This is a genomic window from Bryocella sp., from assembly GCF_058498515.1.
In genome coordinates this window covers 1-23,495 of sequence record NZ_JBMHYI010000025.1, presented here as the reverse complement: position 1 = coordinate 23,495, position 23,495 = coordinate 1, and the positions used below count along the sequence as shown (strand labels likewise).

General features: G+C 63.7%; 24 protein-coding genes. 8 read left to right on the top strand and 16 right to left on the bottom strand.

The features are described from left to right. Positions 1-88 precede the first annotated feature (88 nt). Entirely contained in the window at positions 89-1,747 is a 1,659-nt protein-coding gene (locus tag AC5E6W_RS08180; RefSeq protein ID WP_491751788.1) for an amidohydrolase family protein, read from the top strand. A 50-nt stretch (positions 1,748-1,797) separates the two neighbouring features. On the opposite strand, the gene AC5E6W_RS08175 is transcribed toward AC5E6W_RS08180, so the two are convergent. Further along, positions 1,798-2,184 carry a hypothetical protein gene (locus AC5E6W_RS08175; RefSeq protein ID WP_491751787.1) on the bottom strand — a complete coding sequence of 129 codons (387 nt, stop codon included), beginning with the start codon at positions 2,182-2,184 and terminating at the stop codon, positions 1,798-1,800. Between the two features lie 96 nt (positions 2,185-2,280). On the opposite strand from AC5E6W_RS08175, the gene AC5E6W_RS08170 reads away from it, so the two are divergent. Together AC5E6W_RS08170 and AC5E6W_RS08165 are read left to right on the top strand one after the other, a co-directional pair. Then, positions 2,281-2,574, top strand: coding sequence for a type II toxin-antitoxin system RelE/ParE family toxin (locus AC5E6W_RS08170; RefSeq protein WP_491751786.1), 294 nt, complete (start codon positions 2,281-2,283; stop codon positions 2,572-2,574). Then, complete coding sequence (locus AC5E6W_RS08165) at positions 2,571-2,921, top strand: addiction module antidote protein (protein WP_491751785.1); 351 nt, start codon at positions 2,571-2,573, stop codon at positions 2,919-2,921. The genes AC5E6W_RS08170 and AC5E6W_RS08165 overlap by 4 nt, the downstream gene beginning before the upstream one ends. 289 nt (positions 2,922-3,210) lie before the next feature. Here the strand turns inward: AC5E6W_RS08165 and rho are convergent, their stop codons facing one another. The 3 genes from rho to AC5E6W_RS08150 all read right to left on the bottom strand — a co-directional run bounded on the left by rho (position 3,211) and on the right by AC5E6W_RS08150 (position 7,268). Then, entirely contained in the window at positions 3,211-4,461 is a 1,251-nt protein-coding gene (gene rho / locus AC5E6W_RS08160; protein ID WP_491751823.1) for a transcription termination factor Rho, read from the bottom strand. A 355-nt stretch (positions 4,462-4,816) separates the two neighbouring features. Next, entirely contained in the window at positions 4,817-5,029 is a 213-nt protein-coding gene (locus AC5E6W_RS08155; protein ID WP_491751784.1) for a DNA-directed RNA polymerase subunit omega, read from the bottom strand. A 598-nt stretch (positions 5,030-5,627) separates the two neighbouring features. Then, entirely contained in the window at positions 5,628-7,268 is a 1,641-nt protein-coding gene (locus AC5E6W_RS08150) for a YifB family Mg chelatase-like AAA ATPase (protein ID WP_491751783.1), read from the bottom strand. A gap of 230 nt (positions 7,269-7,498) precedes the next feature. Between AC5E6W_RS08150 and AC5E6W_RS08145 the strand changes: the two genes are divergently transcribed. The 3 genes from AC5E6W_RS08145 to AC5E6W_RS08135 all read left to right on the top strand — a co-directional run bounded on the left by AC5E6W_RS08145 (position 7,499) and on the right by AC5E6W_RS08135 (position 10,766). Continuing rightward, positions 7,499-8,542 carry a HEAT repeat domain-containing protein gene (locus AC5E6W_RS08145; protein ID WP_491751782.1) on the top strand — a complete coding sequence of 348 codons (1,044 nt, stop codon included), beginning with the start codon at positions 7,499-7,501 and terminating at the stop codon, positions 8,540-8,542. Between the two features lie 63 nt (positions 8,543-8,605). Continuing rightward, the gene (locus AC5E6W_RS08140; RefSeq protein ID WP_491751781.1) at positions 8,606-10,099 is read left to right on the top strand and encodes an L-serine ammonia-lyase; all 1,494 of its coding nucleotides are present in this window, start codon (positions 8,606-8,608) and stop codon (positions 10,097-10,099) included. A gap of 28 nt (positions 10,100-10,127) precedes the next feature. Then, complete coding sequence (locus AC5E6W_RS08135; RefSeq protein ID WP_491751780.1) at positions 10,128-10,766, top strand: hypothetical protein; 639 nt, start codon at positions 10,128-10,130, stop codon at positions 10,764-10,766. On the opposite strand, the gene AC5E6W_RS08130 is transcribed toward AC5E6W_RS08135, so the two are convergent. Together AC5E6W_RS08130 and AC5E6W_RS08125 are read right to left on the bottom strand one after the other, a co-directional pair. Next, a complete protein-coding gene (locus tag AC5E6W_RS08130) occupies positions 10,763-11,536 on the bottom strand; it encodes a class I SAM-dependent methyltransferase (protein WP_491751779.1) in 774 nt (257 codons plus the stop codon). The genes AC5E6W_RS08135 and AC5E6W_RS08130 overlap by 4 nt on opposite strands. Positions 11,537-11,577: 41 nt before the next feature. Continuing rightward, on the bottom strand, positions 11,578-12,771 hold the full coding sequence (locus AC5E6W_RS08125) for an acetyl-CoA C-acetyltransferase (protein WP_491751778.1): 1,194 nt from the start codon (positions 12,769-12,771) through the stop codon (positions 11,578-11,580). Positions 12,772-13,383: 612 nt separating this feature from the next. Here AC5E6W_RS08125 and AC5E6W_RS08120 point away from each other — a divergent pair. Next, positions 13,384-14,094 carry an RsmE family RNA methyltransferase gene (locus AC5E6W_RS08120; RefSeq protein WP_491751777.1) on the top strand — a complete coding sequence of 237 codons (711 nt, stop codon included), beginning with the start codon at positions 13,384-13,386 and terminating at the stop codon, positions 14,092-14,094. A 154-nt stretch (positions 14,095-14,248) separates the two neighbouring features. Here the strand turns inward: AC5E6W_RS08120 and dnaJ are convergent, their stop codons facing one another. From dnaJ to AC5E6W_RS08090, 6 genes are all read right to left on the bottom strand, one after another. Then, positions 14,249-15,373, bottom strand: a complete 1,125-nt coding sequence (gene dnaJ, locus AC5E6W_RS08115) for a molecular chaperone DnaJ (RefSeq protein ID WP_491751776.1) — start codon at positions 15,371-15,373, stop codon at positions 14,249-14,251. A 57-nt stretch (positions 15,374-15,430) separates the two neighbouring features. Next, the gene (locus tag AC5E6W_RS08110; RefSeq protein ID WP_491751775.1) at positions 15,431-16,075 is read right to left on the bottom strand and encodes a nucleotide exchange factor GrpE; all 645 of its coding nucleotides are present in this window, start codon (positions 16,073-16,075) and stop codon (positions 15,431-15,433) included. A 73-nt stretch (positions 16,076-16,148) separates the two neighbouring features. Further along, the gene (hrcA, locus tag AC5E6W_RS08105) at positions 16,149-17,231 is read right to left on the bottom strand and encodes a heat-inducible transcriptional repressor HrcA (protein WP_491751774.1); all 1,083 of its coding nucleotides are present in this window, start codon (positions 17,229-17,231) and stop codon (positions 16,149-16,151) included. Positions 17,232-17,400: 169 nt separating this feature from the next. Beyond that, positions 17,401-18,234 (bottom strand): Mrp/NBP35 family ATP-binding protein, encoded by an 834-nt coding sequence (locus AC5E6W_RS08100; protein ID WP_491751773.1) that lies wholly within the window; start codon positions 18,232-18,234, stop codon positions 17,401-17,403. A gap of 77 nt (positions 18,235-18,311) precedes the next feature. Beyond that, positions 18,312-18,620, bottom strand: a complete 309-nt coding sequence (locus tag AC5E6W_RS08095; protein ID WP_491751772.1) for a hypothetical protein — start codon at positions 18,618-18,620, stop codon at positions 18,312-18,314. A gap of 254 nt (positions 18,621-18,874) precedes the next feature. Next, the gene (locus AC5E6W_RS08090; RefSeq protein ID WP_491751771.1) at positions 18,875-19,405 is read right to left on the bottom strand and encodes an acyl-CoA thioesterase; all 531 of its coding nucleotides are present in this window, start codon (positions 19,403-19,405) and stop codon (positions 18,875-18,877) included. 20 nt (positions 19,406-19,425) lie between these two features. Between AC5E6W_RS08090 and AC5E6W_RS08085 the strand changes: the two genes are divergently transcribed. After that, positions 19,426-19,734 (top strand): tetratricopeptide repeat protein, encoded by a 309-nt coding sequence (locus AC5E6W_RS08085; RefSeq protein ID WP_491751770.1) that lies wholly within the window; start codon positions 19,426-19,428, stop codon positions 19,732-19,734. A gap of 5 nt (positions 19,735-19,739) precedes the next feature. On the opposite strand, the gene AC5E6W_RS08080 is transcribed toward AC5E6W_RS08085, so the two are convergent. The 4 genes from AC5E6W_RS08080 to ftsY form a co-directional block, all read right to left on the bottom strand. Beyond that, positions 19,740-20,516: a TIGR03435 family protein gene (locus AC5E6W_RS08080; RefSeq protein ID WP_491751769.1), complete on the bottom strand. Its 777-nt coding sequence runs from the start codon at positions 20,514-20,516 to the stop codon at positions 19,740-19,742. A gap of 40 nt (positions 20,517-20,556) precedes the next feature. Then, on the bottom strand, positions 20,557-21,234 hold the full coding sequence (locus AC5E6W_RS08075; RefSeq protein ID WP_491751768.1) for a riboflavin synthase: 678 nt from the start codon (positions 21,232-21,234) through the stop codon (positions 20,557-20,559). Positions 21,235-21,278: 44 nt separating this feature from the next. Further along, on the bottom strand, positions 21,279-22,451 hold the full coding sequence (ribD, locus tag AC5E6W_RS08070) for a bifunctional diaminohydroxyphosphoribosylaminopyrimidine deaminase/5-amino-6-(5-phosphoribosylamino)uracil reductase RibD (RefSeq protein ID WP_491751767.1): 1,173 nt from the start codon (positions 22,449-22,451) through the stop codon (positions 21,279-21,281). A 29-nt stretch (positions 22,452-22,480) separates the two neighbouring features. Next, positions 22,481-23,495 (bottom strand): signal recognition particle-docking protein FtsY (gene ftsY, locus AC5E6W_RS08065; RefSeq protein ID WP_491751766.1); only part of this gene is annotated, 1,015 nt, incomplete at its 5' end.

The following is a 23,495-nucleotide window of genomic DNA, read 5'->3' as shown; positions in this document are numbered from 1 at the left end:
CGACGGCGCGCAATCTTGAGATAGCGAGCCGCATGAATCGGGCAGGTATACTCACTCCACATTCCCCTTGTTGAAGCCCAGGAGACGTATGCACCAGCGTGTACGCGGTCTTGTCGCCCTTGCTGCCTTGTTGCTGCCGGTGTCAGCAGGCGCGCAGCAGATGAATCCCCTTGCGGTGGCGCATGAGCTGACGCCAGCCCCGCCTCGCTCGCCGTCGGATGGGGGAGGGCCGTACAAGCGGCTAGTGATTCGTGGGATCACCGTAATTGACGGCACGGGCGCGGCGCCGATGGGGCCGGTGGATGTGGTGGTCGAGGGCAATCGCATCGTGGATGTGGTGAGCGTGGGCGTGCCGCATCGGCCCATCAAGGACCGTGGGCGGCCGGCGAAGGGCGAGCGGGAGATCGATGGTACCGGCAAGTACCTTATGCCAGGGTTTGTCGACACGCATGTGCACTACGGCACGCTGGACAAGGCTCCTGACGCGGAGTACGTGAACAAGCTGTGGCTGGCGAGTGGTGTGACGACGGTGCGCGGCGTGCCGGGTGGTGGCCTCAACTGGACGCTGAAGGAGCGTGAGCGCAGCGCGAAGAATGAGATCACGGCACCGAGGATCTATGTCTATCAGCCGGCGTTTACGGGCGATGGATGGAAGGACAAGCCGGAGAAGACTCCGGAGCTGGGGCGCGAGTGGGTGCGGTTTCTGGCGGGCAAGGGAGCGGATGGGATCAAGCTGTTTGGCGGCGACCCGGAGGTGGTCGCGGCGATCCTGGATGAGGGCAAGAAGTACAAGATGGGCTCTCTGGCGCACCTGGGGCAGGAGAGCGAGCCGAGGCTGACGGCGAAGGACGCGACGCGGCTTGGGCTGCGGACGTTGACGCATAGTTACGGACTTTTCGAATCGATGCTGACGCAGACCACGGTGCAGGATTATCCGGCGGACCAGAACTATAACGACGAGCAGATGCGGTTTGGGCAGGTGGCTCGCAACTGGGACAAGATTGCTCCGCGCGGGAGTGCGCAGTGGAATGGACTAATCGACGAGTGGGTGAAGGGCGGCACGGTGCTGAACCCGACGTTCACGATTTACTCGGCCGGGCGCGACCTGATGCGGTCGTACACGGCGGAGTGGCATGACCAGTACACGCTGCCGTCGCTGATGCAGTACTACCAGCCGAACCGCGAGAACCACGGGTCGTTCTTCTACAACTGGACCACGGAGGATGAAGTCGCGTTCAAGAACTACTTCCGGGTGTGGATGGAGTTCGTTGAGGACTTCAAGAACGCGGGCGGGCACGTGACCGTGGGCACGGATGCGGGGTTCATCTACCAGACGTATGGGTTCACGTATATCCAGGAGCTGGAGATGCTGCGCGAGGCGGGGTTCACGCCGCTGGAGGTGATACGGTCGGCGACGTTGTATGGGGCGGAAGAGCTGCAGAGCCCGAAGCAAAGCGATGTGGATCTTGGAATTATTCGGCCGGGTAAGTTGGCGGATATGGTGATCGTGGGCGAGAACCCGCTGGCGAACCTGAAGGTACTGTATCCGACGGGATGGATGCGCCTGAACGACGCGACCGGCAAGACCGAGCGTGTCGGCGGGATCGAGTACACGATCAAGGATGGCATCGTGTTCGACTCCAAGAAGCTGTTGGGGGATGTGGCGGAGATGGTGGCGAAGCAGAAGGCTGCTATCAAGGGGCCGGTGATGCTGCAGGGGGTTCGTAAGACGTACCGACCGCTATAGGTCCTCTTTTTCGGCTCACGGCTGGAGCAGAACGAGTTTGCGGAGCCCTGCTAGGGCCGCCACATCGCGGGCTCAAGAAACGTATAGCGAATGACGGCGTATAGTGCAGGGCCGCCGACGGCTGTCTGAAGGAGAATCGTGCCGGACGAGACAAGCCATCCCTTTTCGTAGAGCTTCTTCATTTTGGGTGTGAAGAACTGATAGATCGACAAGGCGGTGAGGATTACCGAGAGAACTATCCATACGGCGTGAGGGCCGTACGCCCGCTGATACGCGAACCCCAGCAAAGCGGGCACGACCATCAGTCCAACAGCAGACTCGACAAGATCGAGTGGGCCGACAAGGTCCGGTTTCTTGAAGTAGAGAATGACGCGGCCAATCGCGCAGAGTACCAAAACAGCGGAGAATACCCAGACGTAGATCTGCCAGTTGTGCATAGGTCACGAGTTTAATGGGTGAATGCCTTTCTGCGGATAGGACTTGACGCCATGTAATCGATCGATTACGTTGAGTGCATGTTCTCGATCCGTCCCTTGCCAGAGTTCACTGCATGGATCGACAGCCTGACGGACGAGACGGTTCGCGGCATTGTGGTGGCGCGCATCAAGCGACTGCAGATGGGATTGATGGGCGATGTGCAGCCGGTAGGCGGTGGGGTCTCAGAGCTTCGGATTCATCATGGCGCCGGGTGGAGGTTGTATTTCACACGGCGAGGAGCGCAGATGATTGTGCTGCTGGTGGGTGGATCGAAGAGTATGCAGAAAAAGGACATTCAGCGCGCAAAGGCCCTCGCAGAGAAGCTGGATGGGAGGGAGGAAACAGAATGAGCAAACGCAAGAACGTCCAGAGCAGCAAGAAGATCAAGGTGGCGGAGTTGCCGGAGTTTGACGGCGCGCATTATCTGGATAGTGAGACGGCTATTGCGGCGTACCTGACAGACATCCTGGCTGCCAACGACGCGGCGTTGCTGGCAGCCGCGCTGGGAGACATTGCTCGCGCGCGTGGCATGACTGAGATTGCAAAGGCGGCAGGGATTACGCGGGAGGCATTGTATAAAGCACTGCGCCCGGATAGCGCGCCGCGGTTTGACACGGTCGCTCGTGTATGTGCGGCGCTTGGGGTGAAGCTGGTGGTGCAGGCGGTTGGGGCTGAAGAGAAGTCAGTTGCGGCATAGGGCAGGGTAACGCGAGACGCGAATTCCCTGCAGGGGAATGACAAGCGTGGAGAAAGCGAAGGGCGCAGCTTGTTGGCTGCGCCCTTTGTCCTCTCAGTACCACCCGAGAGATGCCGGTGAACGCTTTGGCTCGTCCCTCGTTGCGGGAGGAGCGGCGTTCGATATGTTGTGAGGGATCACCGTTTCCGGCTTTCCCTCTGCGGCTAAAGCCGCATTCGTTCTGGTGCTCAGCGGCGGGGCTGACGCCCCGCCCTGACAAAGCCAGTTAGTGGCCCGCCTGACATGGCTCTTAGAGCGAGCTCATGTTGTGGAGGAACTCCTGGTTGTTGCGGGTCTTGCCTAGCTTGTCGGAGAGAAGCTCCATGGCTTCGACCGGGCTAAGCGGGTTCAAGACCTTACGCAGGATCCACGTCCGCTGGAGGTCGTCCTTGGGGATGAGCAGCTCTTCCTTGCGGGTGCCCGAGCGCTGGATGTCGATCGCGGGGAACACTCTCTTATCGACCAGTTTGCGGTCGAGGATCACTTCCATGTTGCCGGTGCCCTTGAATTCTTCGAAGATGACTTCGTCCATTCGGGAACCGGTGTCGACGAGGGCGGACGCGATGATCGTGAGCGAGCCACCTTCCTCGATGTTGCGGGCCGCGCCGAAGAAGCGCTTTGGCCTTTGCAGCGCGTTCGAATCGACACCGCCGGAGAGCACTTTTCCTGAGGGCGGAACGATGGTGTTGTAGGCGCGGGCCAGGCGGGTGATCGAGTCGAGCAGGATGACGACGTCGCGCTTGTGCTCGACGAGGCGCTTGGCCTTTTCGATGACCATCTCGGCGACCTGCACGTGGCGGGCTGCTGGTTCGTCGAAGGTCGAGCTGATGACTTCGCCCTTGACGGAGCGCTGCATGTCGGTGACTTCTTCCGGTCGCTCGTCGATGAGCAGGACGATGAGGACGACCTCGGGGTGGTTCGCCGTGATGGAGTTGGCGATCGACTGCATGAGGACGGTCTTGCCGGTGCGCGGCGGAGCGACGATGAGACCGCGCTGGCCCTTGCCGATGGGGCAGAGGAGATCCATGACGCGGCCGGGGATGGCTTCGCGGACGGTCTCCATCTTGATGCGTTCCTGCGGGTAGAGCGGCGTCAGGTTGTCGAAGAGGATCTTGTTGCGAGTCTCCTCGGGCGACTCGAAGTTGATGGCCTCGATCTTGACCAGGGCGAAGTACTTCTCGCCTTCGTGCGGGCTGCGGACGTTGCCGCTGATGGTGTCGCCGGTCTTGAGGTCGAACTTGCGGATCTGGGAGGGCGAGACGTAGATGTCGTCCGGTCCGGGGAGGTAGTTGTAATCGGGCGAGCGGAGGAAGCCGTAGCCGTCGGGGAGGATCTCAAGGACGCCTTCGGCGAAGATGTGGCCTTCTTTTTCGCTCTGAGCCTGGAGGATCTTGAAGATGAGGTCCTGCTTGCGCAGGCCGCTGGTACCGGCGATATCAAGGGCGCGGGCCAGCTTGCCGAGCTCGGCAATGGACTTCTCTTTCAGCTCGGCGATGGTCATTAATTCCTGGGTGCTTTCAGTGGACATGGTTCAACTTTTCTTTGGAAGGGAGATGGGTGTTGCAGGGAGCGGAGATCCGCCCGGGTGTTGCGGCAAGGGGGATTGCGGAGGATCGGGACAGCAGACGTGCTGAAACCGGAAAGGTCTTTGCAACCTCGGCGGATAAAGGTAGGAACCTGGAAGATTGGAGACAGCCTAGCAGAGAAGCGTTGCTTGCGGAAGAGCCGCAAATCCCCCCGGAGAGCCCTGATTTGCACAGGGTGGGAGTGCTCCGGGAGGAGGGAGCGCCGTGGATCGGCCCTTTGGGATCCAACGGCGGGCGGCAAAACGGCAGGCAGAACCTGCGACTGCAGAACTAGGCGGCGCGGCGGGAAGGGATCGAGAGTTCAGCGTCCACGTGTTCATTCATGGGGACGGTGTCCTTGAAGCGATCCAGAACTTCGTTGGTGGTGTCCTGGAGCCGGGTGTTGGGCTTGTGAAGCTTGCGCGTGGCCTTGGAGGCGAGCTGACAAAGCTTGTAGCGGTTCGTGACGTGAGTGAGGGCTCCAAAGATCAGATCTGAGCGCATGAGTGTTTGTTCTCCTTGACAAGGGATTGGCCTGGGTCGTCTCTGTTCCAGTGGACCCTTTGGGCGAATAGCTTGAGCGATGATTCTGCTGGGGATGTTCGGACGGGCAGGGTCTTGCTCGTCGAGGACCCCGGTATGCCGGCAAGGCCAGCTTCGATCCTCTATTGCTAATTAGACGCGTCTGGCGGGTGCAAGGGCGCAAGTCCTTGCGGTCCAGACAGGCGAGGAAGCCATCGGTACAGGTCCCCCCTGCATTTCAGGGCTGTTCCTCAAGAATTCCTCGGGTTCCCTCAGAGACCAGAACTTCGGCACACACACGAAGGGAAACCGCCGATCGTGGCGCATGCTGCAAGCTGGGCTGGCTGTGGGGGTGCAGCAGAGCCGCTGGCGTCAGTCAGGGGAAACCCACCTGGCGAACCTGAAGGATCTAGTGCCTCTGGCTGACTACCTTTTGCACCATACCGCCTGCTATGGCCCAGGTCAATCCCTTTTTCTGTGGGATACCGACGCCGTAATTCCAAAATCGGGAGACCGAATGCCTCGTTCATGCGACAAAACCTTATATTTCACGTATATCCCTGTTGGTCGCGGGTTCGGGTCACGACCAATAGCTGCGATCCAATGTTCTGTATTGGATGGCCTCGGCGAGGTGCTGGACGGTGATGGCGGGTGCGCCGGCGAGGTCGGCGACGGTGCGGGCGACCTTGAGGATGCGGTCGTGAGCCCTGGCGGAAAGTCCCTGGGCCACCATCGCGCGCTCCAGAAGGCTCTCCGCATCGCTGGAGAGTTCGCAGAACATGCGGATCTGCTGGGTCGACATCTGGGAGTTCGAGAAGACTTTGGATCGTGGCGGGGTGCGGGTGGAAGCGCGGCTACGGGGATCCGGTGCGGAACGGGTGGCAGGTTTGTCGGTGGGTTTGATGTGTTCGAGAAAGCGGGCGTGCTGGCGCTCGCGGGCGGCGAGCACGCGGGAGCGGATCTGTGCGGAGTCTTCCTGGGCGGAGGCGCCGCGCAGCTCCTTATATTGAACGGCTGGGACCTCGATGTGGATATCGATACGGTCGAGCAGGGGGCCGGAGACGCGGGAGAGGTAGCGCTGGATCATCGGAGGGGTGCACTGGCAGTCGCGGGACTTGTCGTTGTGGAAGCCACAGGGGCAGGGATTCATGGCGGCGGCGAGCATGAAGCGGGCGGGGAAGCTGAGCGACATGGAGGCGCGGGCGATGGTGACCTGGCCGTCTTCGAGGGGCTGGCGGAGGACTTCGAGGACGTTGCGGGGGAACTCGGGCAGCTCGTCGAGGAAGAGAAGGCCGTTGTGGGCGAGCGAGACCTCGCCGGGGCGGGGGATCATGCCACCGCCGATGAGACCGGCGTCGGAGATGGTGTGGTGGGGCGAGCGAAAGGGGCGCTGGGTGACGAGGCCCGCATCCTTATCGAGAACGCCGGCGACGGAGTGGATCTTGGTGGTTTCGAGAGCTTCCTCGAACGCGAGCGGCGCGAGGATGGAGGGCAGGCGCTTGGCGAGCATGGTCTTGCCGCTGCCGGGCGGGCCGATCATGAGGATGTTGTGACCGCCGGCGGCGGCGACCTCCAGCGCGCGCTTGGCGACGTGCTGGCCGCGGACATCGCGGAAGTCGGGCAGGTTCTGCTCGGCGCCCTGGAGGAGCTGCTGGGTGTCGACGCGGAGCGGCTTGGCGAACATGGAGGTTTTGCCGGAGCCGAAGCTGTTCAGGAGCTCGCGGACCTCGAGCAGTGAGCGGACGGGGAAGACGTCGACGCCTTCGACGACCGCGGCTTCGCGGGCGTTGGCGGCGGGAAGGATGACGTTGTGGATTCCGGCGGCGCGAGCGGCGATGGCGATCGGCAAGACTCCTTGCACAGCGCGCAAGCCACCGTCTAGGCCGAGCTCGCCGACGAGGACGAAGTCCTGTACATCCTTGATCGCAAGCGCGCCATACGCGCCGAGGATGCCGATGGCGATGGGAAGATCGAAGCCCGAGCCTTCCTTCTTGAGGTCGGCAGGGGCGAGATTGATGGTGATGCGGGTGGTGGGAAGGTCGAAGCCGGAGTTCTTGATGGCCGAACGGACGCGGTCACGGGACTCACGCACAGCGGCATCGGGCAGGCCTACGGTCGAGAACTCGGGCTTCTCGGTCTGGTGACCCAAGAAGTCGATTTCGACGTCGATGAGGTGCGCATCGATACCGTAGACCGCGGCGCTGCGAGTCATGAAGAGCATGCGTTGAACCGGAACTCAAAGTGGGAAGCGGTTGCGGACGAGTGTAGCACCGGCGCAGCGCGGTCTTATCGGCCAACCCCGGCTGCGGCTCTGGGCATCGCTTTCACAGGGCTTCCTGCGATGTCCGCGGCGAAGTGTTCTTGCGCAACGCGGCTATAACAGAGAAGATGACGCGAAGACCTGCGATGTCGCCGCGTAGCGGCATACCTGGCAAGAGGAGAGTGATGCACGTGAGCGCTGCGAGACGATCGACGAAAAACTTCGGGCCCCAAACCGCAATTCACGACGAGCATGATCGGACGCAGCTTCTTCCGCGCTGGGCTGCGGGCGTGATGGCCGTGCTACTGGTGGGGTCGACCGCAAGCGCGATGGCCCAGAGCAGTACAGCGAAGCCGGCGATCTCCTCGAAGCAGAGCACGCCTGCATCGAGCGCCGACGGGAAGGTGGTGGGCGTGGATACGCCGGCGGTAGGTGATGCTGCCCCGAGCACGAAGACCGACCCGGTCACCCAGTCGTGGTCGCTGCTTACCGACTCGGTGCATGATGACAAGCATGTGGATGTTCAGATCCAGGCGCTGGGCGCGCTGGGGACGATGGGAGCGAATCCGAAGTCGGTTGCGCTGATCGATGGTGCGTTCTCGGCGAAGGATGTCGATACGCGCACGGCGGCTGTGCTGGCTGCGGGACAGGCGCGCAGCCACTCGCTGGAGCCGAAGCTGAGGGATGCGTTGAACGCTCCGGAGGCACAGATTGCCTTTGCTGCAGCGACGGTGCTGTGGAAGATGGGCGATCACTCCGGTGAGGATCTGCTGCTTGCGGTGGTGGATGGCGATCGCAAGGCATCGGCGCCACTGGTAGAAGGCAGCATGCACCAGGCCAACCGCGAGATGCACAATCCGGCATCGCTGGCCAGACTGGGCGCGGAGACTGGAGCGTCGCTGCTGCTTGGGCCCTTCGGTTTCGGCGTGACGGCCTATGAGTACATTCGCAAGAACGGCGGAGACGCGGCGCGCGTTCAGGCGGTCGAGGACATTGCGCAGCTGCACACGCCTGAGGCGCGCAGCACGTTGGAGGCAGCGCTCCAGGACAAAGACCCAACGGTTCGCGCCGCGGCGGTGAAGGCCTTGCGTGGCTATCACGATGAGAAGACGCAGCACGCGATCGCGCAGCTGCTGTACGACACCAAGAAACCGGTGCAGTTGGGCGCGGCGGCGGCTTACCTGATCAGCGCGGGTGTGGTGGCGATGCCGCCTCCTACGCCGACAGACCACTAACGCTTTGCATCACTCAGCACCAGACGATAACGCCGCGCCCTACAATGAAGGGCAGGACGGCGCATGCAGACTAGTCTCTTCGAACTCTTTAAGATCGGCATTGGGCCTTCGAGCTCGCACACGGTAGGTCCCATGCGCGCGGCGCTGGCGTTTGTGCGTGAGCTTGCGCAGCGCGGCGAGTTTGGCTTGCACATTACGGTCGACCTCTATGGCTCGCTGGCGCTGACGGGGATTGGCCATGCAACCGACCGCGCGATCCTGATGGGGTTGCTGGAGGAGTCGCCGGATACGGTGGACCTCGACCGCATCGATGCGCGGCTGGAGGCGTTGAAGGAGTCGAAGACGCTCCGTTTGCTGGGGACGCATGCTGTGACGTTCGATCCTGCGGCGGACCTGCGCTTCCATCGCGACCGGATGTACCCCGATGGGCTGGAGACGCACCCCAACGGCGTGCGCTTTTCTGCGCTCGATGAAGTGGGCAAGGTGCTCTTCGAGCACGTCTATTACTCCATTGGCGGCGGCTTCATCCTGACGGCGGAGGAGCTTGCCAATAAAGGCTCGGGCCGCGCGGAGCGGGTGGTGCCGTATCGCTTCAAGAGCTCGGCCGAGCTGTTACAGCAGGGGGCGGAACACGGCAAGACCATCGCAGAGATGGTGCTCGCGAACGAGGTGGCGCTGCTGAGCGATGCGACGATCGCGCGGCGGATCGACCGCATCGTGTCGCCGTTTCGTCCGGGAAACGAGGCTCCGCCTTCGCTGGAGTCGATGACGCCTGAAGAACAGATTGAGGCGGCGGTGCTGACGCTGTGGCGTGCGATGGAGGATTCCATCGAGCGCGGCAAGCAGACCGAGGGCACACTGCCTGGGGGACTCAACGTGAGGCGTCGCGCTCCTGGGCTGGCACGAAGGCTGGCGCGCATGGATGAAGTGGGACAGCATCGCGATCCACTCGCGCCGCTGGACGATGTGACGCTGGCGGCGATGGCGGTGAACGAAGAGAATGCTGCGGGCGGGCGCGTGGTGACGGCGCCGACGAACGGCGCAGCGGGTGTGGTGCCGGCGGTGGCGTACTACTTCCTGCGGCATGCCTCGCACGGGCTGAGCGATATCGAGAAAGAGCGTGGGCTGCTGCGATACTTCCTGGCGGCGTCGGCGATCGGTGTGCTCTATAAGGAGAACGCGAGCATCTCGGGTGCGGAGGTTGGCTGCCAGGGCGAGGTGGGTGTGGCGTGCTCTATGGCTGCGGGTGGGCTGGTGGCGGCGCTGGGAGGCGACAACGATGCGGTGGAACATGCGGCCGAGATCGGCATGGAGCACAACCTCGGCATGACGTGCGATCCGATTGCGGGGCTGGTGCAGATTCCGTGCATCGAGCGCAATGGCATGGGGGCGGTGAAGGCGGTTAACGCTTCGCGGCTCGCCATGAACGATCCGGGCGTGCACAAGATCTCGCTGGATCAGATCATCGACACGATGTACCGGACGGGGATGGACATGCAGTCGCGCTACAAGGAGACGAGCCTGGCGGGGCTCGCGCTGAACATCATCGAGTGCTGAGCGCGATGAGATTGTGATACGGTCTCGCATGCGATCGCTGCGTGTGTTTCTTGTTGCATGGCTCATTGGGTCTCTGGCTGCCGCGGGACAGAAGCCCAGCCGCGGGCCGTCGACTGCCGTGGAGCGTGTGCGGGCGCTGGCTGCGATCGGCGACCTGGAGCAACATCCGCTGGGAGACAAGGCGCAGGAGGAGCGAACGTGGCTGCTGCAATGGCTGGTCGACGTTCCTGATGTCTCCGTGCTCACCTGTGCCCTTGTCCCTGGTATGGGTAAAGCGAAGGGCCACGCTAAGGGAAAAGCGAAGGGGCAGACGAACAGTGGTGCGAGCAGTAGCTCGGGTGGTGGTGTTACGGGCAACGCCAATGGCAACGCTGCGGGGAGCGCTGTAGGAAGTCCGAAGGTGGACTCGCTGATCTTGTTTCAGATGATGGCGGGTAACGCGCGCTACGCGATCGAGCACAAGGACGAGCCAGTGAATCCCGTCGCGGAGTTCCAGGCTGGGGTGCGCAGCGGACTGCACGCCTACGAGATCCTGGCCGCGAGCAATGCGAGCAATCGACAGGCAGGGCTGGAAGAGATGCTGCAGTTGCGGAATGCCGGCTTGCTCGACGCGTGGGTAGAGCAGCGAGTGGGAACGGTGTGCTTGTCCGCTGCAAGGCAGAACTAGAACCTGCCGACGTTGATCCAATAGCGCGTCGAGAGTTCGATGCGGCTATCCATGGCGTAACGCTCGAAGAGTTCGCGTAGCGTGGCTTCGAAGGCTGGGAAGCGTGGATCGCTGGGCAACGGAGCGTGAGACAGCGAACGAACGAGGCCGAAGAGTTCCGGCCAGGTGAGATGCATCGAGCCAGCGATCCTCTCGTGGCGATAGTCGCGCAGGAGGAAGTCGGGAAGGCGTGCATACTTCGCATAGGCCTCCTGAGTGCTGGCAGGGCTTGTGGTCAGCGAGCGCAGCAGCTCCTCGATCGCAATGTTTTCGTCGCTGCCGTCATCCGCGCGACCGAACGCGACACTGACGAACCATCCCTCGGGCTTGAGGATGCGGCGGAATTCAGCCATGGCGTGATCGATGTCGAACCAGTGCAAGGCGCGTCCGCAGCAGACGAGGTTCACTCTGTGGTCTGCGAGCGTCGTTGCTTCGGCGCTGCCATCGATGAGTTGGAGCAGTGGCTGGTTGGGATGGAGGACCGCGCAGGCTTGGCGCATCTCCGCGTTGGGTTCGACAGCGAGCACGTGGTTGCCATGGGCGAGGAAGACATCGGCGAGCATGCCGGTGCCGGCCCCGATGTCGGCGATGAGCCAGTCGGGCGTGAGGCCGCACCAGTCGCGCAGACGTGGGAGCAGGATCGCGGGATCGTAGCGCTCGCGATACTGATCGTAGTCGGCGGCGCGGCCGGTGAAGCGCTGGGTGTTGTCGGTTGCTGAGAGTTCGGTCACAGGAATATAGACGTGCGGTCAGCGGGCGACGGCTAACGCTGTCAGCGTTCGAGGGCCATCGCGATGGAGTTGCCGCCGCCGAGGCAGAGTGCGGCCACTCCTTTATGTGCGTCGCGGCGCTGCATCTCGTGGAGCAGCGTGACGAGGATGCGGGCTCCGCTAGCTCCGATGGGATGGCCGATGGCGACGGCGCCCCCGTTGACGTTGACGCGTGCGAGATCGAGACCGAGTTCTTTGGTCACGCCGAGGGCTTGCACGCTGAAGGCCTCGTTGAGCTCGAAGAGATCGACGTCGTCGATGGACCACCCTGCTCGCCGGAGGAGTTGTTGCACGCCAGTGACGGGGGCTAGCATCACCCACTTCGGAGCAACGCCGCTAGTGGCCTGGGCGCGGATCGTCGCGAGAGGTGTGAGGCGAAGTTCTCTTGCGCGATCTGCGGACATGAGCACGACGGCGGCCGCGGCGTCGTTGACTCCGGGAGCGTTGCCTGCGGTGACGGTGCCATCGTTCTTGAAGGCGGGCTTGAGTGCGGCGAGTGCTTCGAGCGAGGCATCTTCGCGGATACTCTCGTCGTGCTGCACGAGGATGGGCTCGGCTCCGCGCTTCGCGGCGGGGAGGGTGATCGGCACGATCTCCGCGTCGAAGCGTCCTGCGTTGCGCGCGGCGGTGGCCTTGCGATGCGAGTGCAGAGCGTACTCATCCTGCTGCTCGCGGGTAAAGCTGTGCTTCTCGGCGACGAGTTCGGCGGTCATGCCCATGTGCCAGTCTTCGCAGGCGCACCACAGGCCGTCGCGAACCATGGAGTCGACGGCTTGCGTATCGCCAAGGCGTGCGCCTTTGCGGAGCGAGGGAAGAAGGTAGGGGGCGTTGGACATGGACTCCATGCCGCCGGCTACGGCGATCTCGCTGTCGCCCAGTGCGATGGCCTGAGCTGCGAGGCCGACGGCTTTGAGTCCGCTGCCGCAGACCATGTTGATGGTGAGTGCGGCGACGGTGTCTGGGAGACCACCGCGCAGTGCCGCCTGGCGTGCGGGGTTCTGTCCGAGGCCTGCGGCGAGCACGCAGCCCATGATGCAGTTGTCCGGATCCGAAGAGTTGATGCGGGCACGCTCGACGGCGGCGCGCACTGCGATGGCGCCGAGCTCGATGGCAGAGAGTGAGCTGAGAGCGCCAAGAAATTTTCCGACCGGTGTGCGTGCTGCGCTGACGATGACGACCTCGCGCGATGCGCTCATGGGTTGCTGCTCCTCGTCGCCGCGAGACCCTGGGACCTCGGCGCGACAAAGTATACGGCTTGATGAGGATCTTCGGCCCGATCCGTGGAGATCGGAATCGCCAGTGTTCATGCGGTGATTTGCTTGCGCGTGCTGCGCACGCGATTGAGCGCTGGAGCAGCGACGCCTCTTCATGCAGTGCGAGGGGATGGTACGTTGTGATCCGAGACACACAACGCATGCGAGAGGCATAAGCGTTTCGGCGATGCGCGAGGTGATGTGAAACGGTTCTTGTGACGTCGTCGCATGCATTTTTTTCTTGACTCCATGACGCGGTAAATCTATACCTTCGTTAGTCGCATCACTCATCGTGATCGTGACGTGGGAGCGCAGGCAAACGCAACCAAGGCAAGGCAACCAAAAAAGGCAACACACTCGGGGACGCGAAAGCGTCCCCGAGGTGTTTAAGCCAGAGCCAAGATTCGAAGATGCGAGAGACGAGATGTGAGGGGCTGGTTGCGTCGCATCCGTACATCCTGATCGAGCACGCAATGTCTTTTGGCCGCGGGCAAGTATCGAGGCCGCATCTTGCATCTCGTCTCTCGCATCTTCCTCACACAGTATTCTGTTGGTATGACGCGACGTCGATGGATCGCCGATGAGTGGAATGACACAACTGCGAGCCTGACGGGCGATCAGGCGCTGCATCTTGCGCGGGTGCTGCGTGCGCAGGCGGGGCAGGTGTTCGATGTGGTTGCCGGTGGTTTCCTGCGCCGTGCAGAGATCACAAGTGTGAGTGAGCGTGAGGTGGTCTTCTCGCTTGGGGAGGAGCTGGAGATGGATGAGTCGCTTCCCGTGCACCTGTTGATGGCGGTGTTCAAGTTCGATCACATGGAGTGGGGCCTGGAGAAGGCGACGGAACTGGGAGCGGCTCGCGTGACTCCGGTGCTGGCGCGGCGCACGGAGAAGCATCTTGCGCAGGCGGCGGCGAAGCGCGTGGAGCGATGGCGGAAGATTGTGCGCGAGGCTTCGCAGCAGTCGCGGCGCAGTGATGTCCTGGTGGTGGATGATCCTGTCGCGCTGAAGCTGGCGGTTCCGATGGTGACGGCGACGACGAAGCTGCTGCTCGCGGAGACTGAGCAGGAGAACTCGTTGAGCAGCGTGTTCGCGAGTCAGCCAGTCAGCGAGTTGGCGATGGCCATTGGTCCTGAGGGTGGATGGGCTCCGGATGAGATGAAGCTGTTCGAGGAGGCGGGGTGGAAGGCGGTGACGCTGGGGCCGCGGATTCTGCGCGCGGAGACCGCGGCGATCGCGGCGCTGGCAGTTTGTGGGGCGTTGCTGTAGGCGCGTCTTTGTGTAGAGTTCGAGGCCGTACAGGATTGCTGTAGAGGTGTGAGGTTTTGAGGGGAACAGGTATGAGGCACATCGGCTTTGCGAAGGGTATGACAAAAAGGGCGGCCTGATGGCCGCCCTTCTGCCTTGCTGTTCAACGCTCGAATTAGCTGAACATCTCCTTGACCTTGTCGAAGATGCCGCGTGAGGTGGGAGTGTTTTCCATCTTGATCTCGTCGGAGAGCTGGCGGAGGAGATCCTTCTGCTGCTTGTTGAGCTTAGTCGGCGTCTGCACGCGGACCTCGACGATAAGGTCGCCCTTGCCATAGGAGTTGAGGTGCGGCACGCCCTTGCCCTTGAGCTTGAACTCCTTGCCCGACTGCGTGCCTTCGGGAACCTTCAGCATCTCCTTGCCTTCGAGCGTGGGGATCTCGATCTCGGCGCCGAGGGCCGCCTGCGCGAAGCTGATGGGCACGGAGCAGTGGACGTCGTCGCCATCGCGCTCGAAGAACTTGTGCGCCTTGACGGTGAGTACGACGTAGAGGTCGCCGGGCGCGCCATTGAAGCGGCCAGCATCGCCTTCGCCGGTATAGCGGATGCGGGTGTCCTGCTCGACGCCGGCGGGCACCTTGACGAGGATCTTGTGCTCGCGCTGGATGCGGGCTTCGCCATGGCAGGTCTTGCAGGGGTTGCGAATGACGGTGCCGGTGCCGCTGCAGACCGGGCAGGTGCGGGCGATGGAGAAGAAGCCCTGCTGCGAGCGGATCTGTCCACGGCCGCCGCACTGCTGGCAGGTCTCGGGCGCCTTGCTGCCTTCGGAGCCTGAGCCTGCGCAGGTCTCGCAGACTTCGGCGCGGCGGATGGTGATCTCGCGCTCGACGCCGAAGACGGCTTCCTCGAACTCGAGGCGCATATCGAACTTGAGGTCGCGGCCACGCTGCTGGCGCGAGGGACGACGACCGCCTTGGCCACCCATGTTGAACATCTCGCCGAAGAGATCGCCAAAGATGTCGCCGAGGTCGCCCTGCTGGAAGGGGCTGCTCGGTCCACCAGAGCCGCCGACGCCGGCGTGACCGTAGCGGTCGTAGGCTGCGCGCTTGTCGGGATCGCTCAGTACGCCATAGGCCTCGCTGCAGGCTTTGAACTTCTCTTCGGCCTCAGGGTTATTGGGATTGCGATCCGGGTGGAACTGCATCGCGAGCTTGCGATAGGAGGTTTTGATCTCCTGGTCGGAGGCGGTGCGCTCGACGGAGAGGATCTCGTAGTAGTCAGCTTTCATCGTTGGCGGCATGAATCGATTCCAGTGAATAGGGAGTAGTGAATAGTGAGTAGAGGCAAATGCCTCGGTCTACTCGCTCTTCTGGGCCGGGTTGACGGCGATGCGCACGAGGGCCGGGCGGAGGAGCTTGTCGCGCAGCTTGTAGCCGCGGCGGATCTCCTCGAGCACGGAGTGGTCGGGGTGCTCGAGCGTCTCGATGCTGCCGAGGGCTTCGTGCATGTGCGGGTCGAAGGGCTCGCCGACGGTGGGGACGGCCTGCACGTTGAGATTGCGCAGGGCATCGTCCATCTGCTTGAGGATGAGCTCGACCCCGGTGCGAAGCTGCGCGGCGTCGCCCTTGCTGTTGAGTGCGAGCGCGAAGTTGTCCATGACGCTGAGGAAGGGCTCGATGGTCTGCTGCACGGTGTAGTCGCGCGCATCCTGGCGCTCCTTCACTTCGCGCTTGCGGGCGTTGTCGAACTCGGCCTGCAGGCGGGCGAGGCGATCCTGTGCTTGGAGGAGTTGTGCGGCGAGCTGGTCGCGCTCGCCACGTAGCTGCTCGAGTTCGAGATGGCCGGTTGCGTCGTTGTCGATGGCTGCGTTCTCGACGGCCTGGGCCGCTTCCTGTTCGGGAGTGAGGGTGGTGTTGTCGGACATAGTCTCTTCCTTTCCGTCCTGTCCGCGCGTCCAGCGCGCGAAGCGATCTTTGAGGCCTGCGGAGTTGAGCGGTGGCATATTGCTTCCTTGTGCGCGGTGCGGGACCGCGAAGTTCGCCCTGGGCTCGTGAGGCCTGTTGGTTGGATGATGCTTACGGCGTTGCGGGATCACGGAGCCGGTCGAAGACTTCGGCGACGTAACCCACGGCGTCGATGGTGCGGGTGTACTGCATGCGGCGCGGCGCGAGAACGCCGACCGCGCCGGAGCTTCCATCGCCAACACGGGCGGGTGCGGCGACGAGCACAAGGCCGTCCATGCCGGGCTGCTGCTGCTCGAGATCGAAGACGACGCGGACGCTGCGTTCCTTGGCGTCGATGTAAGCGTTGAGGATTTCGACGAGGCGCTGCTTTTCTTCGAGCGCGGCGAGCAGAGCGCGGAGGCGCTCGCGGTCCTGTGGATGGGCGATGAGGTTGGCGATGCCGTCGAGGTAGACGGTGGGCTCGGCGGCGGAGGCCGGAATGGCGCTGGCCCAGAGGTCTACGGCGTCGCGAAGTTCCTGGTAGGCGTGGCGCTCGGTGTCGAGGCGGCGCGCGAGCTCGGCGCGGACGCGCTCGATGTTCCAGCCGCGGAAGTGCTCGTTGAGGAAGTTGGAGGCGGTGTTGAGCTCGACCGGTCCGAGGTCGCGAGTGAGGACCAGCACGCGGTCACGGACCATGCCGCTGCGCGTGACGACGACGGCGAGGATGCGGTTTGCCGCGAGGCGCGAGAAGTGGACATGCTCGAGGAGGTCGGCAGCAGTGGAGGCGCCGATGGCGAAGCCGACGCCGGAGCTGAGCGCGGCGAGCACCTGCGAGGTGCACTCGAGGAGAGCTTGTGCGCCGGCGACTCCGGCGAACTGGGAGTCGATCTGGGCACGGAGCTGGGTGCGGACCTCGGCCTGGCCAGCGAGCTGGAGAGTTGCGAAAGCGCCCATCCCACTGGATTGGCCGAGCTGCGAGACGTAGAGGCGGAAGCCGGCGGCGGAGGGGATGCGGCCAGCGGAGGTGTGCGGCTGGTCTAAGAGTCCGGCATCCGCAAGGGAGGCCATCTCGTTCCGGATCGTCGCAGAGCTCATCGCGTGGTCGAACGCGACGTGAGCGAGGGTGCCGGAGCTGACGGGCTCGCCGGTCTCGATGTACTGCTCGACGATGGCGATGAGGATCTCGCGCTGCCGGGTTGTGAGGGGAGCGGACATAGGGGGCGGGCGGGCCGCTATGTCTATTTTAGCGGGAGTGTCAAATGGGAGGGTTCAGGGGCCAGGGTTTAGGGGCCAGAGGGCTGGGGGTTCGGGGTTTCCCGGGACTTTGGTGCAAAGCAAACCCGGGTCCCTTGAGGGACCCGGGGTACCCGATTCTGTGGTGGGTCTAGCTGATTTCGAGGACGTCTTCGGTGCTTTCGGCGATCTCTTTGGAGCGGGCGGCGACCTTTTCGGCGATGGCCATGAACTCCTGGCCGCGTGGGGTGGCAGTGCCGGCGAGGGCGGCGGGAAGGCCTCGGTCGCCGCCTTCGCGGACGTGGGGGTCCATGTCGATGGCGCCGAGGAAGGGAAGCTTGAACTGCTTGGCGGTCTGCTCGGTCGCGCCGGCGCCGAAGATGTCGACGATGGTGCCGTCGGGCAGCGTCATCTGGCTCATGTTCTCTACCAACCCCATTACTTCTACGTTCACCTGGGCGAACATGCCGAGCGCTTTGCGCGCGTCTTCCAATGCGACCGAGGAGCCGGTCGAGACGACGACAGCGCCGGTGAGGGGCACGGTCTGGACGAGGGAGATGACGACGTCGCCGGTGCCGGGAGGGAGGTCGACGAGGAGGAAGTCGAGCTCGCCCCAGGCGACCTGAGTGAGGAACTGGCGGATGATCTGGTGGAGCATGGGGCCGCGCATGACCATGGGCTTGTCGCCGGGGGCGATGAGGCCGATGGAGATGAACTTGACGCCGTGCGCGATCAGCGGCTCGATCATGTTCTCGCCGACGATGTTGGGCTGGCGCGTGGCGCCCAGCATGGTGGGCACGTTGGGGCCGTAGATGTCGGCGTCGATAAGGCCAACCTTGTAGCCGAGCTTGGCGAGCGCGATGGAGAGATTGACCGCGACGGTGGTCTTCCCCACACCGCCTTTGCCGGAGCCGACGGCGACGATGTGGCGGATGCCACGAAGTGGAAGAGGTGCGGGGGGAGCGGGTGCGTGGGAGTGGGACATGGGACCTCAAGTGCGAGTGAATAGTGAGTAGTGAATAGTGAAAAAGGCTCGGGCGCTGGCGTTTACGGGTTCAGACCTCAGCGGTGGGTTGCGAGTTTGCCCATGGCCTCGTAAGCGAAATTCAAGATGAACGCAACCATGAAGAAAACAGCACTCGCCGCGTCACGGTCAAACTTCCCTCGGCGAACCTGGACCCAAAGAATTGTGCCGGTCAGTGCGACGAACACCCACGGTGCAACGATGTCGAACCTCAGGTACCACCCGGATGCGACCTTCAGGGCCGTTTGCATGTCGGTCAGGGAAGTTACAAGGTTCAAGACGAACGTCGCTCCACCGATCCAGAACATCCACTTGGAATTGCTCTCTTTCTGCTCTTCGGTCTGCATCGTGGCTCCGGGATGAAAGTCGGTGAGGCCGGTTACTCTCTGCGCGGTCGTAATGATGTCCCTCAGCGGCTAAAGCCGGGTTGGTTTGCGCGGTTTATGTCACGGCTGAAGCCGTGACCTGCCGCTCGTGCCCGTCCTTCGAGTTTGTCAGCTCTTGTCGTGGCCGATGCCTCAACTGCTCTAGCTGAAGCCTCAACTTCCGTTCCTGCAACGTGAGGTTCGGTGCGGTGCCCTACTTCACTATTCACTGGCCTCTAAAGGTGCCATTCCGGTGAGAGGGTCGCGCGCATTTCCTTTTTGCGGGCTACTTCTCCGGAGCGCATTTCGCGGCGGCGTCCGGCGTCTTCGAAGCGGCGGAGCTGGTGTTCCGTCTCGGGGATCACGTGCGGAAGCGTGAGGCGGTTGCCGAGGTGGTCCATCGCGACAAAGGTGAGGTAGGCGGAGGAGACGTGGCGCAGCGTGTCCTTGCGCGGATCCTCGACCATGGCTTTGACGCCGACTTCCATGGAGGTATTGAAGGCGCGGTTGACGCTGGCTTTGAGGATCAGGATGTCGCCGAGGTGGACGGGGGCGACGAAGTCGAGGTGGTCCATGCTGACGGTGACCGGGATGCCACGCGCGTGGCGGCTGCAGGCCATGGCGCCGACGAGGTCGATGAACTGCATGAGGCGGCCTCCGAAGAGGTTGCCGAGGGGATTGGTGTCGCCGGGGAAGATGATCTCGGCGCGCTCGGACTGCGATGCGGAGACGGGGCGCGGCGCGGGAGGGTGGTTCGTTTCAGTCATGTCTTCTTTATTCTAAATAGATGGACAGGATTGCGATGTTGCGGGAGATTCTTGCGGCCAACCCCGGGGACGCGTTCGCGCGTTACGGGCTGGCGACGGCATTGGCGGGCGAAGGAAAGACGGACGCCGCGCTGGATGAGTACAACGAGACGATTGCGCGGACCCCGGATTATGTACCGGCGTACCAGATGTCGGCGCAGGTGCTGGTGAAGCTGGGGCGCACGGACGAAGCGAAGGCGCGGCTGGCTGCGGGGCTGGAAGCGGCGGAGCGCACCGGCAACAGCCACGCGGCGAGCGAGATGAACGGGATGCTCGACGAGCTGGGGTAGCGGGGCTAGTTGGGCGTGGGGTCGGCGTCGACGCTGTCGATGATGAGCACCTGGACGGGGACCTTCGCTGCGTTGAGCTTGAGGCCGCAGCTCTCTTCGAGCGCGGTGAAGAGCGACGGCAGCGTTGAGGTCGCGTCGTCGTCGCGGGCGAACTCGATGCTGAAGTCGTAGCCGCCGGGGATGCCGGTGCGGTCGATGACGGGTGTGGCGATTAGCGATGACGTGTAGGTCGCGAGGTCGGTCATCGACCAGTTGAGGCCCTTGAGGTTGCCGGGATTGACGTCTTGGCGGAAGCCCGGAAAGGGGGCGCCACGCGTTGGCGTGAGGTGCGCGCCGTGCTTCGCGACGACGAGGATGTAGCCCGGCTCGTCGCGGGTTTCGGTGTGGCAGACGAGGTGGAAGCGCTGCTGGAGCAGGTCCTGGAGGCGCGGGCGCAGCTCCTCGCGCGAGAGGCTGATGCCGGGTTCGGGCTTAGCGGTGATGTTGTAGAGATTTCCCGTGAGCCAGCGCGGCTGGTTGAGGATTTGTTTGCCGTCGACGTTGTAGGCGAGGCGGATGAGGAGCTCCAGCGAGACGTGCGATGCAGAGAAGGTGCCCATGCCGGGGCGGGACCACTGCCCATGCTGCGGATCGCCGTCGGGATCGGGGCGGATGGTGGCGACGTCGAAGGACGGGAGCGGGGGCTTGGCTGCCGGAGTTGTCGGAGTTTGTGCGGGCAGGCGATAGGTTGTGGCGCAGCAGAGCAGGATCGCGAGGGGGCGACAGCAGCGGCTCAGGGGCATGGTGAAGTGTAGACGCCGATGAGCCCGTAGCGGTAGCGAATCAGTAGCCGCGTGCGAGCAGGGAGGCTACGGTGAGCTGGCTGGCCTCGCCCTCGTGCATCTGCGCGGCGAGCTGGGCGGCGTACTTGGAGAGTGCGTCGGTCTCGATGTTCACCGGCAATCCTGCGGAGAGCGAGTGCAGGTGGGTGGCCTGGTAGGTGTGCGGGATGATGGCGATCTCGACGAAGAAGCCGTCCTCGTCGTTGCGGACCTTGGCTACGGTGAGCGAGATGCCGTCGACGGTGATGGAGCCTTGCGAGATGACGTTCGCGGCGAGCTCGCGTGGGAGCTGGAGGGTGAGGCGCCAGTCGGTGGTGGTGAGATCAGTCGTGAGAGGGACGAGCGAGATGACGGTGGCGGTGCCGTCTACGTGGCCCTGGACGACGTGGCCGCCGAGGGGCGAGCCGGCGGGCGTGGGGAGCTCAAGGTTCAGGACTGTGCCGTTGGCTAGGTTGCCGAGCGTGGTGCGCGCGAGGGTTTCGGCGGCGAGGTCGGCGGCGAAGTGGGTGGCGTCGTTCTCGACGACGAGTGCGGTGAGGCAGACGCCGTTGACGGCGATGCTGTCGCCTTCGCGCCAGCGGCCGGCGAGGGCGGGCGCGTTGACGATGAGCAGCGGAGCGCCGCCGGTGTGGGCGCGGGAGACGAGCTTGCCGGTGGTTTCGATCAGGCCGGTGAACATGCTTCTAGGGTAGCAAGGTGGGGGTAGCAAGTCGGGCAGGCGAGTTATACCTTGGCCCAGGGATCGTGGAGGTAGCCGGTGATGCGAATGTCTTCGGAGTTGCTGGCGTCACCGTGCGCGAAGGTGGAGCGTGTGATCCCGGTGAGGCTCTCCTGGAGCTTGTACGGAGAGGGATAGCGCGTCGAGAAGGGGATGGCGTCGCTGCCCAGTTCGGTATCGGCGTAGTAGAGGACGACGCGGTCGACGAGATCCTGCTGCAAGAGTGTGTCGGTGACACCGGTGCCCGCTTCGACGAGGATGCTGGTCATCTTCAGTTCTTCCGAGAGCTTGCGCAGGGTGACGTGCAGGTTGGGATGACCGGTGGTCGTGGGATGCCGCCAGATCTCCGCGCCGGCTGCCTGGAGGGCCGCTTCGCGTTCGGTGCTTGCCTGCTCCGAACACACCAGAATGACGTTGCCGCCGGAGAGTACGGTAGCGTCCACCGGCGTGCGCAGGGTCGAGTCCAGGATGACGCGGAGCAAGGGGCGGCGGCGGGGCAGATCGCTGCGATCGGTCAGTGTGGGGTCGTCGGCCAGAATGGTGCCGACGCCCGTCAACAGAACATCCGAAGCATGGCGCAGGCGCTGGACGTCATCGCGTGCCGCTTCGCCGGTCAGCCAGTGTGGGGAGACGTCGCGCCTCGTCGAAGGTGTAGGAGCGATCTTGCCATCGAGCGAGACGGCGGACTTCAACGTGAGGAAGGGGCGGTGATTCTGGATGGCGAAGGCGAAGGCGTCGTTGAGCTGGCGGGCCTGGATCGCCTGAGGTGAGTTGCGATTGGCGACGTCGACGATGATGCCTGCGTCGCGCATCTTCGCGAGGCCCTTGTTGCGGGTAAGCGGGTTGGGATCGATGGCAGCGACGACGCAGCGCGTGATGCCTGCGGCGATGAGTGCCTCAGAGCATGGCCCCGTGCGGCCGTGATGGGCGCAGGGCTCGAGCGTGACGTAGGCGGTGGCCCCGGCGACGCTGTGGCCGAGCGCGGCGGCTTGCTTGAGCGCAGTAATCTCGGCGTGGTCGAAGGCGTCGTAGTGGTGCGCGCCTTCGCCGAGGAGCTGACCTGTGGGCGAGGTGAGTACGCAGCCGACGGTGGGGTTGGGTGAGGCAAGACCAACGGCGGCCTGCGCGAGGTCGAGCGCGCGCAGGAGGTGAATCTCGTCCTGGGGAAGAACTGGCATGAGGCCTTGCTGAATCGTGTCTGGTGCAGTTATCCGAGCATGGAGTCGACGAAGGCTTCGGGTTCGAAGGGGAGGATGTCGTCGATCTTCTCGCCGACGCCGGCGTAGAGGACGGGCAGGCCTAGTTCATGCGCGATGGCGACGACGATGCCGCCCTTGGCGGTGCCGTCGAGCTTGGTGAGGACGATGCCTGTGACCTTCGCGGCCTCGGTGAAGAGGCGGGCCTGCTGCAGGCCGTTCTGCCCGGTGGTCGCGTCGATGACGAGGAGTGTCTGGTGGGGTGCGCCGGGGACGATCTTCGACGCGGTGCGCACCATCTTGTCGAGTTCCTTCATCAGGTCGCTCTTGGTGTGCAGACGGCCGGCGGTGTCGACGATGAGGATGTCGGTGCCGCGGGCTTTGGCGGCGGTGGCGGCGTCGAAGAGCGCGGCGGAGGGATCGCCGCCCTGTTTGGTCTTGATGAGCTCGACACCGGAGCGCTGCGACCAGACTTCGAGCTGCTCGATGGCTGCGGCCCGGAAGGTGTCCGCGGCGCAGAGGAGGACGCTGCGGCCCTGCGGATGCTCGCGGGTGGGCTTGCGGAAGAGCGCGGCGAGCTTGCCGGTGGTGGTGGTCTTGCCGGTGCCGTTGACGCCGACCATCATGATGACCTCGGGTGAAGTGGCGGGGTGGCGCACCGGAGTATCAACGGACTGCAGGATGCGGAGGATCTCCGCTTTGAGCAGCGACTTGAGTTCGGCGCCGTCGGAGATGCCCTGGCGAAGCGCGCGGTCGCGGAGGCGGGTGATGATCTCGTTGGTGGTGTTGGAGCCGATGTCGGAGGCGAGCAGCGCCAGCTCGAGGTCGTCGAGCGAGGCTACGTCGATTTCGCGGGTGAGGGCGACGACGGACGAGATGGAGTTTGAGAGCGATTCGCGCGTGCGCGTGACCGCCTGCTTCATGCGGTCGAAGAGACCGCGCGGCGGGGCGGGCGTGGTTTGGTCGGGCTCGGGTGCTGGGGTTTCGCGCTTGCCGAAGAGTGAGAAGGCCATCCCTTCTAGTCTA